Annotated in this window: 9 protein-coding genes, 2 pseudogenes and 1 other annotated feature; of the genes and pseudogenes, 6 read left to right on the plus strand and 5 right to left on the minus strand. The window is 57.3% G+C overall.

Features of this window, described 5'->3' with window-relative positions; all coding sequences use genetic code 11:
• A pseudogene (locus L610_RS17445) lies at positions 1–204 on the minus strand (IS3 family transposase); the annotation flags it as partial.
• Positions 50–166 (minus strand) — a sequence feature (AL1L pseudoknot). (Overlaps the previous pseudogene by 117 nt.)
• A 70-nt stretch (positions 205–274) precedes the next feature.
• Between L610_RS17445 and L610_RS17450 the strand changes: the two are divergent.
• Positions 275–1,357, plus strand: a complete 1,083-nt coding sequence (locus tag L610_RS17450; protein ID WP_371713068.1) for a transposase — start codon at positions 275–277, stop codon at positions 1,355–1,357.
• A gap of 137 nt (positions 1,358–1,494) precedes the next feature.
• Here L610_RS17450 and L610_RS17455 read toward each other — a convergent pair.
• Positions 1,495–1,746 (minus strand): annotated as a pseudogene (locus L610_RS17455) (transposase); the annotation flags it as partial.
• A 1,622-nt stretch (positions 1,747–3,368) separates the two neighbouring features.
• Between L610_RS17455 and L610_RS20270 the strand changes: the two are divergent.
• Positions 3,369–3,752, plus strand: coding sequence for a hypothetical protein (locus L610_RS20270; protein ID WP_186441582.1), 384 nt, complete (start codon positions 3,369–3,371; stop codon positions 3,750–3,752).
• Here the strand turns inward: L610_RS20270 and L610_RS17465 are convergent.
• Together L610_RS17465 and L610_RS17470 are read right to left on the minus strand one after the other, a co-directional pair.
• The gene (locus tag L610_RS17465; protein WP_210246026.1) at positions 3,749–4,474 is read right to left on the minus strand and encodes an SDR family NAD(P)-dependent oxidoreductase; all 726 of its coding nucleotides are present in this window, start codon (positions 4,472–4,474) and stop codon (positions 3,749–3,751) included. The genes L610_RS20270 and L610_RS17465 overlap by 4 nt on opposite strands.
• A gap of 1 nt (position 4,475) precedes the next feature.
• Positions 4,476–5,369 carry an alpha/beta hydrolase gene (locus tag L610_RS17470; RefSeq protein ID WP_186441584.1) on the minus strand — a complete coding sequence of 298 codons (894 nt, stop codon included), beginning with the start codon at positions 5,367–5,369 and terminating at the stop codon, positions 4,476–4,478.
• A gap of 193 nt (positions 5,370–5,562) precedes the next feature.
• Here L610_RS17470 and L610_RS17475 point away from each other — a divergent pair, with 193 nt between their 5' ends.
• From L610_RS17475 to L610_RS17490, 4 genes are all read left to right on the plus strand, one after another.
• Positions 5,563–6,285, plus strand: coding sequence for an SDR family NAD(P)-dependent oxidoreductase (locus L610_RS17475; protein WP_144706622.1), 723 nt, complete (start codon positions 5,563–5,565; stop codon positions 6,283–6,285).
• 14 nt (positions 6,286–6,299) lie between these two features.
• Positions 6,300–7,832: an AMP-binding protein gene (locus L610_RS17480; protein WP_144706624.1), complete on the plus strand. Its 1,533-nt coding sequence runs from the start codon at positions 6,300–6,302 to the stop codon at positions 7,830–7,832.
• Positions 7,833–7,965: 133 nt separating this feature from the next.
• Complete coding sequence (locus L610_RS17485; RefSeq protein WP_144706626.1) at positions 7,966–9,588, plus strand: NAD(P)/FAD-dependent oxidoreductase; 1,623 nt, start codon at positions 7,966–7,968, stop codon at positions 9,586–9,588.
• 87 nt (positions 9,589–9,675) lie between these two features.
• Positions 9,676–10,812, plus strand: a complete 1,137-nt coding sequence (locus tag L610_RS17490) for an MFS transporter (RefSeq protein WP_256366564.1) — start codon at positions 9,676–9,678, stop codon at positions 10,810–10,812.
• 63 nt (positions 10,813–10,875) lie between these two features.
• On the opposite strand, the gene L610_RS17495 is transcribed toward L610_RS17490, so the two are convergent.
• A partial coding sequence (locus L610_RS17495) for a transposase (RefSeq protein ID WP_144706630.1) occupies positions 10,876–11,076 on the minus strand: 201 nt, incomplete at its 5' end.

Here is an 11,076-nt window from a genome sequence, read left to right on the forward strand (position 1 = left end):
GCAATCGGGAAGGATCGGCGCGCCGGGCGGCATGCTCGTGCCAGGTCGACGGGGCGATCGGCAGCACACGGCAGATCGGCTCGACCCCGTACGCATCGCGGTGAGCGTCGATAAAGGCGATCATCGCTTCAGTGGGCGGTCGAGCTCCGCCATCGCAAAATAAGCCGACGCCTTGCGCAGGATCTCATTGGCCTGACGAAGCTGGACGCCCGTAAAAACCCTCGCGCCTTTGGTGCTGTCGTGATTCATTGACGATGCTTGATCATGGAGCATCATCATGGACCCACAGTCGCTGTTCAGCCTGAACGATCACCTTGAGGCGCTGAGCCAGCATGGTGATCCGCTCGAGGTGTTGGAGCGGACAGTGGACTTCGAGTACTTCCGCGGCTGGCTCGTCGAGGGGCTGGGGTACAGCGACGGCAGCAAGGGTGGCCGGCCGCCATTCGATCCGGTGGCCATGTTCAAGATCCTGATCCTGCAGGCCCAGCACAATTTGTCGGACGCGCGCATGGAGTTCATGATCCGTGATCGGCTGAGCTGGATGCGGTTCCTGGGGTTCTCACTCGGGGACCGGACGCCGGATGAGAACACCATCCGCCATTTCCGCAACCGCATGACCGAGACGGGCACGCTCAAGCGGGTGATGAAGGCCTTCGACTGGCAACTGCACAAGAAGGGGTACATCCCGATGTCGGGGCAGATCGTGGATGCCTCGCTGGTGCCGGCGCCCCGGCAGCGCAACACCGATGGCGAGCAGCAGGCGATCAAGGACGGCAAGACGGCCGCGGAGATCTGGCCCGACGAGCCGGCCAAGGCGGCCCAGAAAGACACGGATGCGCGCTGGACGCTCAAGGTGGGCGGCAAGGTGCGCTATCGGGCGGACGGCACGCCGCTGCCAATGATCGCGCTGCCGGTATTCGGCTACAAGAGTCACATCAGCATTGATCGACGCTACGGCTTCATCCGGGCCGCCGCGGTCACCTCGGCATCCCATCCCGATGGACGCATGCTGCGCCAGGTCATCGATCGGCAGAACACCGGCAGCGAAGTTTGGGCCGACAGCGCCTACCGCTCACAGAGCAACGAGGCCTGGCTCGCCGATCGCATGCTGACCAGCCGCATCCATCGACGCAAGCCCAAGGGCAAGCCGATGCCGGTAGCGACGGCTCGTGCCAACGCTGCCAAGTCGGCGGTCCGCGCCAGGATCGAGCATGTCTTTGCTCATCAGAAAAACCGCTTCGGGCTGTTCATCCGCACCATCGGCATCGCCCGGGCTGAGGCCAAACTGACGCTGGCCAATCTGGCCTACAACTTCGACCGTCTGATCTTTCACGAGAAGCGCCCCGCCACGCCGTGAGTCCGTCCGCACGTGCGGGAAGCGCCTGATCCTGGCGCAGCAGCCCGCAGCAGAAGGGCCAATCTTGCCGAAAGCACTGGATCTCACACCGGCATCAGGGCGCCGCCGCACACGTTGACCCAGTTTTTGCGGGTGTCCAGCTCGCGAACCTCCCGTTCAAGCTCCTTGATCCGCGACAGCTCCGCGCTCGTCGGCCCAGGGCGCATGCCTGCATCGCGCTCAGCACGGCGCACCCAACCGCGAAGCGTCTCGCCGGTGCAGCCGATCTTCGAGGCGATCGAATTGATCGCTTCCCATTCCGAAGCATACTCGCCTCGATGTTCCAGAACCATTCGAACCGCGCGCTCGCGCACTTCAGGTGAATAGGTATTGCCGTTCCGTTTCGTCATGATGGCTCCTTAMTCTCAAGAGGGGGAGCCTCCGGCAATCCCGGCGCGGTTCAGCTTGGATTTTTGAATCGGTGGCACAGAGTCTTGAATCGAGTTACCGCAAATTTTTTCAACTCGATCCCATTCATTTCGATTTGACAGGACTTAGGTTCAATCGCTGCCATTGCGTTGACGAGGTCAGTGTATTGCCGCGTTTTCCGTTTTCCAACAAAAGTGCGCAGAGACCGACGCAGATCGCGGATAGCGCGTTTCCACTTGCCGGAGAGGCATTTCAGGTTGCGGAAATGGTAGTTCGACTTGTGGGCAATTTGATTCGATTTGAGAAAACTTACGGTAGTTCGATTCAGGGTTCTGGAAAGACGATTCAGTTCTGGAAGGTTGAGATTCAGAGTTCGAGAATGTCGTTACTGGTGCAAACGGGGTTTGCTGAGGTCGGTAGACCTATCTGCATGGAGCACGCGCGTAGCGACCAGAGCGGGGCGTGTACCCAAGCTCATGCACGCAGGGCGCACCGCCATCGCTCTGAGGTTGCCCTATGTTAGCCAGAGGACCGTCTGGACTACTTTGAATAGTGTGCAGCTTTGCAACCGCAGTCGGCGAGAGCCCTGATTGCGATGGCCGCATTCCCGGGAGCAAGTGGCCAGCATCGCTGGGATGAAGGCCTTGGAAGCGCTGCTAATGGTTTGATCCGTTTTCGTCAGAAGATTGCTGAGTTCCCCACATTACCCTTTCAAACGACGTTTGAAGGAGTAACTGGCTGAAGGACCTGGGACAGGAAGTGCCTCCGAGCTGATGCAGCAGTTGGCAGTGACGGATAGTGCCGCGCAACAAGAAGGTCCGCTCTCGTCATTCACAGCGATGAGCCGTGGGCTCCCCACACGTCAGCTGTGGCGATGCCTTTCCAGAATGGCGCGCCGATATTGTAGCCCAATGACCATCGACGGCAGGCCAGGGGCTTCCGCTAGCACGCTCGCCTACGTGTCGGGGAGTGGGAATATGACCTAGACATCGCCGGCAGCTACGTTGTTGAGCTCGCCGATGGACTCGTAGGACTCTTCGAGTTGGAACCCTCCCCCGACCGGCTTGGATGACGGATTTGCCTGAAAGATTTGCACGGAGGAGGCTGACTTTGATCAGCTTACGCGCGAGTTGGGTCAAGCAGACCTGTCACTGAATAGGCGGCCGCAAAGGTGAAGAATGAGGGAAATGCCTGAGATTGCATGGCTCAGGGGCGAAAAGGGCTAGACGACAAGGGCTGATGTTCGACTTCGGCCATCTCGCCGCGAAGACGATGCCGGAAAGCTGGAACCCCCGGCCGGAGGCGCTAGCCTTCCGCGTCCGCCGGTGCGCCGCTCCACGCTCCCGTCAGCAACTTCAACCGCAAGGTCGGAAATAGATGCCTAGCTACTCGAAGCGCTGCACAGGTTTAGCGACCACTCCTCGGAGACGTGGGCGAGCGGCTTCCCCGCGACGAGGTGTCTGCCCAGTGGCTCGCCGAGCGCCGCACCATGGGGCCGGAACATGGGGTTGTCATCATATGTGCGATGTGGAGAGCCGGTACGGCGGGTTCCTTGGATCAGGCATGCTGGAACTGGCCCCCGGCATATATTGGGCACCCGCGCATGAGCTCCGGCGTCCGCAATCTTGTCTGGGAAGTGCTCAGCGACTGGTACAGCCAGCTGTGCAGGGGAAGCATACCGATCACCTGGGGGGACGGCGCTGCACAAGGCAGGCTCGGCTCGCCACACTTGGCGAGCCGCCCAAAGGTCGGCTTTCACGATGCCATGCTGCTCGTGCGGCGTCATCTGCCCACTACGACCAGCCCCCTTTGGGCTAGCCAGTTCTTTGACATTGTGAAGGTTAACAATGCGCTAAAAGCCAGAGGTTTCCTCGCGCACGCGGAGATGGAGCGATCGAATCTCCGGCTCATGGACACGCCATCCGATGACATCCATCTCCACCGCATCGGACGTGATCCTCATTTGCCCAACGAAATTCTTGCCTAGACTGGACCAGCAAGACCCCCAAGTGACTTTCCGCCATCCACAAATAGCGTCTGACCGGTAATTAGCGCTGCATCTGGTGAAGCCAGGAATGCTATTGCTGGCGCGATTTCTGCAGGATCGGCGGGGCGTCCGCGCGCCTCGCGACTGGCGGCCGCTGCGATGCCTTCCGCCCCGAACGCCTCTATCATCGGCGTTTGGGTGAAGCCCGGTGCGACCGCATTCACACAGATTAAGCGTTCGCGTAGTTCAAACGCCATCGCCCGCACCATGCCGACAACAGCGGCCTTCGAAGAGATGTAGGCAACGTTGTTGCGGTCGCCGAGAACGCCACGCGAAGCGATCATAACAATACGACCTCCTTGTCCCATCTTTGACAGAGCTTGGCGCGCCAACCGAAACATCCCAAACACATTGACATCAAAGGTCCGCTGAAAATCCTCGTCAGTCTGCTCAGGAATTGGCTTTGGGATTAGGATACCGGCGGCAGCCACCACAACATCGATCCGTTGTATCCTGGCCAGCGCTTCATCCACTTGCTCAGCGCTGGTCACATCGACGACGCATCCTTCAACAGCGAGTCCCTGTGCTCTCAGTTCGGCAGCGCGCTGATGCACGGCGTCATTGCGATCCATTGCAATAACCCTATACCCTTGCCGGGCCAGAAGTTCGACAACTGCGAGGCCGATGCCCTGCGCGCCGCCGCTGATAATAGCCGTTTCCACCCTAAACATCCCGTTCTTCGAAGGCGTCCAACAAGAACATGCCCGCCCGTACAAGCGCCTCCCGAGCCTCCGGCAAGCGCGGCGCAAACCATTGCCACGCATGAAACATGTCCGGCCAGGCGTCCGTTGTCACCTTGCAACCCGATGCTTGCAATTTTCCCACAAAGCGCTCAGCGGCAGGCGCAAAAACTTCAGCCTTGGCGTATTGGACGAAAGTCTTAGGCAGGCGGTCCAAGTCACCGTTGATTGGGGAGATCCTTGGATGCGACGGATCGTTGGGTCCAAGATAACTCCGGAACGCCCAGTTGATGGTTCCCTCATCCAACGATGGGTCCGTATTGCTGCCGCTGTCAACAAAGAAAGCTGCCAAATCAACTGTTGGTGACAGGGCACATAGCGCTAGTGGTGCCCTTTCTGCGGCCATCGCCGTTACCAAGGCGAGAGTAGCGCCAGCCGAATCCCCCGCCAGCGCAACAGCGGCTGGCAGTCCCGCAACCCAATTGTAGAATGAGAGGATTGCATTTGGGGCTGCCGGAAAGGGGTGCTCGGGCGCAAGCGGATAGTCCACGATAATTGCTGGGCAGCCTGCAGTCTCAGCGAGCCATGCGGCAACGTGGCGATGCGAGGCTATTGATCCAAAAGTAAAAGCTCCACCATGCAAATAGAGGATTATCCGACGATCATTCGACTTCTGCGGTGTTAGCAGTTCGGCAGCGAGAGGCGCCCCCTCCACTGTTGATACAACCATCCCGCCGGGTAACTGATTTCGCGACGCGGCTCGCTCCATTCCAGCCCGGACGGCCGTCAGGCGGCTGAGGTGTTCCTCCTCCGTGGCAATAATCCGGGGTTGGGCCGACATCGCGGCATACAACTTCTCGAATTCAGGGCTCGGCAACAACGTCTCCCGCATATACCCTAACATCACTAAACATACCTAAGGGTATAAACGCTGCCGCGTCAATGGGCAGTCCGCGGATCCATCCGGGAGGCCTGAGCATGAGGAAGAAGAAAATACCTATTGCATCCCTATGCTACCCCCGAGTATTATTCGGCGAATTGTTCCTTAACATGACGAGGGGGGTCGGGAGGTGGAGCCGATTGTGGTCATCACAGGTGGAGCGAAGGGCATAGGTCGCGCTTGCGCGACACGGTTTGCCGACGGCGGTTGGAAAGTGCTCATCGCCGACCTCGATATCTCCAATACGACGGGAACAGCCTTCGCTTGCGATGTTTCCAATCAAGAGGATGTCAGGTTGTTGACGGAATGGGTGGACAGTTATGGCGTGCCCACCGCCGTCATTCACTCAGCCGGGATTTCACACCCAATGCTTGAGCCCGACGAGCTGACGGCAAAAGAATTTCGCCACGTAGTTGATGTCAATCTGACTGGCACCTTTCTGATATGCCGTGCTTTTGCTGCGCGAATGCGTAGAGCCGGAGGATCATTGGTGAATATCGGCTCAATGACTGCCACCAACGTGCTACGACTGCACGGGTACGCACCATCGAAAGCTGCCGTGTTGCAACTTACAAAGCAATTGGCGCGCGAATGGGGGGGCGACGGTATCCGGGTCAATGCTATCTCTCCCGGCTATGTTCTTACAGAGCCGCTGGTCATGGCCTTTGCGAGCGGCCAGCGTTCTGAAGCAAAATTACGCTCCGCGACCCTGCAAGATCGCATTCTAGAACCAAGTGAGATCGCTGAAACCGCCTGGTTCCTCTGCAGCGCTGCTGCAAGGGGAATTACCGGTCAGAACATAATCGTTGACGCCGGGTTCAGCCTGAACGGGCCTTGGGACATGGCTGACTGAACAGGACTGCAATTATGACAGAGTTTTTTCGAGACTGGACGGAATTTCACGCGAGGATGAACCCTGCCGCCATTGCGCTGCGTGAGGACGAAACCGGGCGTGTCTTCACATACGGCGAATTTGTGCGCCGAGCGGGACGGGTAGCAACGGGCCTGCGTGAGATGGGCATTGGCACAGGCGACCGTGTCGCCACGCTGATGTTAAACAGCACAGACACGTTCGAGATTATGTTTGCCGTGCCGCGGTTGCGCGCACTGTTCCTGCCCATGAACTGGCGCCTAGCTGTGCCAGAACTGACAGAGATTGTTGCACAAGCCAAGCCAACCGTACTGATCTATTCTGCTGAGTTTTCTCAGCAGGCTGAAGCCCTTCATCGCTCATTTCCGGCTTTGCGATTGCTGCGTGCGGACCGCGGTGCCCCTTCGGAGTACGAGACGCTGGCTACAACCGGAACGCCAACGCCTGTACCGGAAGATATCGACTGGAACAGCCCGTGGACAATAATTTACACGTCGGGGACAACCGGGAAACCAAAGGGCGCGCTGATCACCTATAAGATGGTGTTCTTTAATAATACACACACCTCTTGGATGGCGAGGCTTTCAACCGCTTCCGTCTGTGCTTCTTTTCTACCGACTTTTCACATCGGCGGCCTGAACGCGTTTCCTAACCCAGTCCTGTATAGCGGCGGTAGTGTCATAGTAATGCCGAGATATGACGCAGCTCGACTGTTAGATTTGCTGACCAACCCCGAGCTTGGCGCAAACCGCAGCTGGGGTGTACCTACTACTTTTTCATTTATGTCCGAGCTGCCGCAGTTTGTAGAAGCACAGTTCAACCTCGACTGTGTGATGGGGACGGGCGGCGCTCCGATGCCAATCGCATTGCTGGAAATCTATCAGGCTAAGGGAGTTACCCTGCTACAAGGGTGGGGAATGACCGAAACTTGCACGACAGGAAGCATTCTCACAGAAGACAGGCTCGTGGAGCGAATAGGGTCGGTCGGTAAGCCGATCCTAAACCTGAAGACACGGCTAGTGACTAAGTCTGGTCGCGATGCCCAGCAAGGTGAAGTTGGGGAAATGTGGGTCAAGGGGCCCACAGTAACGCCCGGGTACTGGAACAATCCAGCCGCAGACGCGGCCAACTTTGAGGATGGTTGGTTCAAGACGGGCGACGCTATGCGACAGGATCCCGAGGGGTTCCTTTACATGGTGGACCGATGGAAGGATATGTACATATCCGGCGGCGAGAACGTTTATCCGGCAGAGGTCGAAAACGTTCTGTGCGCTTTACCTCAAGTCAGCCAAGCGGCAGTTATCGGGATTCCGGACAATCGATGGGGGGAAACCGGTTGCGCGTTTGTGACGCTTAAAGCCGGCGACACGATCGATGAGGCTGCCATTATAGCACACTGCAATGGGAGGCTGGCACGCTACAAGCTGCCTCGAAGAGTGATCATCCTTGATGAGATGCCGCTCAACGCTACCGGCAAAATTCAGAAGCTAGTCCTGTCTGAAATCTACCGGCGCGATTTTGGCGGGTAGAAGACCGCCGGATGATGCATTGAACCTTTGGCCCGCTCGCACTGAGGGGGGCCAGATCTGGCAAAGATACCAATTGGTAAAAAAGTATACTAAGGGCAGAGCCAATGCTGCGCCGCCCGACTTGGAGAATTCGATGACAGCAACCCAAACAACCAAATACTACGATGTCGTTATTGTAGGTGCTGGGTTCGCCGGCCTTTATATGCTGCACCGACTTCGTAATGCAGGACGCTCGGTAATCGTTTTTGAGCGTGGCGACGAGGTGGGTGGAACCTGGTATTGGAATCGTTATCCCGGTGCGCGTTGCGACGTTGAAAGCCTACAATACTGTTACTCGTTTCCAGAGGCGGAAGATACCGGCTGGCGCTGGAGCGAACGCTTCTCTGCCCAGCCGGAGATCTGGGCTTATGCTCGGCACATTGCTGACAAGCTCGACCTTCGGCGAGACATATCCTTTACGAAGCGTGTAACTGCGGCAACTTTCAACGAAGCGAAGGGCCGTTGGTACGTGGAGACGGACAAGGGAGATAGCGTCGAGTCCCAATTTTGTATTATGGCAACAGGAAATCTGTCAGAACCGACAGTTCCAAATCTTCCCGGCATTTCTGATTTTAAAGGCGCGATCTATCACACCGGGGCGTGGCCGAGAGTGGAGCCGGATTTCACCGGTAGACGCGTTGGAGTGATCGGAACAGGGTCATCCGGGATCCAAGCTGTTCCAGAATTGGCACGCCGCGCCGATGAGGTGGTCGTTTTCCAGCGCACCGCGAATTTCTCGGTTCCAGCCCGCAACCGTCCACTAACGGATGACGACTATGAGGCGTTCAAGGCTCAATACCCAAACCGGCGAGCCGTTGCGCGACGCACATTCTCTGGCACGATCTTGCCGCGTTCGCTCGGGGTTAACGCAATCGATGCTGGGCCAGAACTCGCCAATGCGGAATTTGCGCTGCGTTGGGGCTGGGAGAAAGGTGGTGGCGCCAGTTTCCTTAATGCCTTCGATGACCTCATGGTATCTCGAGAATCGAATGCGATCGCTGCGGACTTTGTCCGCCAGAAGATCAAAGAAATAGTTACTGATCCCGAAGTAGCAGCCTCTTTGTGCCCGAAAGGCTATCCTATAGGTGCGAAAAGGCTTGCTTGCGACACTGGGTACTACGAGACTTTCAATTCGCCGAATGTAAAGCTTGTCGACCTCAAGAAAACTCCTCTGGAATGTGTCACCGGTGATGGATTGCGCACCTCAGAGGGTGAATATCTTCTCGATGATCTGGTCTTCGCGACGGGTTTTGATGCCGGGACAGGAGCGATCAGCCGCATTGATGTCCGAGGACGCCAAGGCAAGCAACTAAAAGATGTTTGGTCACAGCACCCTAGTTCGTATTTGGGGCTAATGATCGCGGGTTTCCCAAATTTGTTCACTATTACGGGCCCTGGATCTCCCGCCATCCTTACCAATTTGCTGGTCTCCATCGAGTACCACGTCGAATGGATCGATCGCTGTATCGCCGACCTTGAGGCAGCAGGCCATACGATTATCGAACCGACTGAGTGGGCACAGGAAGCTTGGAGCACCGAGGTTGCGAAGACGGTCGAAGGCACCCTCTTTCTTGAAGCCGATTCGTGGTACATGGGAGCAAACGTTGAGGGCAAACCGCGCGTATTTATGGCATATGCGGGGGGTGTCCATGCATACGAAAATCGCTGCGAAACCATCGTAGCCCAAGGGTATACCGGCTTTGACCGCCGCGGCTAATCTTCGGCAGAATTTATGGTCCAAGGCACGGCTATGATTACAGGGGAACCCAGAGAGGCTGCAGGACAGCCCCTCTCGCTCAGCCTGATGATTACTTTAGCAGCAGGTGCAGGACTTGGGATAACCGGGATGACGCTCATAGGCCCATCCTTGCCGGCGCTGCAATTGCATTTCGTTTTGACACAGCAAGGGACCGCGCTTTCGCAAGCAGCCTATCTTTTGGCCTTGGCTGTTCCACAATTGTTTGTTGGCTTCTTGTCCGATCGATTTGGGAGGCGGCGGCCACTCTTAGTCGGTCTGTCCCTGTTCATCTTAGGAAGCATTGTATGTTTTGTCGCTCAGACGCTCGCGCTATTTCTAGCCGGACGGCTTCTGCAAGCGATCGGCGCGTCAGCGGGACTCGTATCCGCGGGTGCTCTCCTGCGCGAGCGCCATTCAGAACGCCGAGCTGCGGGTGTTATTGGATACCTCTCGCTGGGGATGATGGTCCTTCCAATGCTCGCCCCAATCATAGGCGGTTTGGTGCAGACGACGCTGGGATGGCGCGCAAACTTCCTTATTCTCGCAGGGCTGGGTCTTGTTGTCCTTTTTAGTGCTGCCCAAAAGGTCGAGAGATCATCACCAACACCACCACAGACGCCTACTTCAAGCTTCAAATCTCTACTTCTGTCGGCAAAATTTCGGCTCTATGCTGGGCAGATTGCCCTCGCGTCCGCGGCAAACCATACTTTCCTCAATAGTGCACCTTACCTGTTGACGGCGCGTTTCGGTCTTACACCGGCCCAGTATGGCCCTTTGTTCTCCGTGCCTGCTATATCGTTCTTGCTGGCCAACCTTATTTCCACTCGTATTGTCGCGCGCTGGGGTTTGCAGCGACTAATCCTGATTGGGACGACGATCACGTTGGTCGGCGGCGCAGGAGGACTACTATTGGCAATGGTATCCAGTTTCAGCTATCTGATGTTGTTCGCGATTGCTTCAACGATGAGCTTCGGCCACGGCTTGACAATTCCGAATGCCATGACGGGGGCGATCGGCGCGGTCCCGGGTGCATTAGGGCGCGCGGCAGGCTTGGCAGGTTGTCTTCAAATGAGCTTGGGCGCGCTCGCGGTGCTCATCTTCATGCCGCTGGTTTACATCGACATGCTGCCACTATTATTCGCGCTAGCCGCCGTGGGTGGTATTGCCGCCACCTGGTGGTTTCTCGCCGCAGATGCTGAATAAGTCTAACGCGAGCCACGAAAATCACCTCGAACGTCATCCTTACCAGTTTAGAGCGGTTTTCGATCATTCCGGGTCATATCCGCACGAGCTGAAGTAGTTTGCGCATTCGTCGGGCTGGAAGATATCGACGAGTCTGCCGATCAGGTCCCAGAGGCCGCTGACGGTTCGCTCACCGATCTTTCGGAGCATGGCCTTGAGGCGCGAGAAGGCCTTCTCGATAGGATTGAAGTCCGGGCTGTATGGCGGGAGGAAGCGCAGGGTTGC

Source organism: Aminobacter sp. J44 (genome assembly GCF_007829415.1).
Taxonomy (GTDB): Bacteria; Pseudomonadota; Alphaproteobacteria; order Rhizobiales; family Rhizobiaceae; genus Aerobium.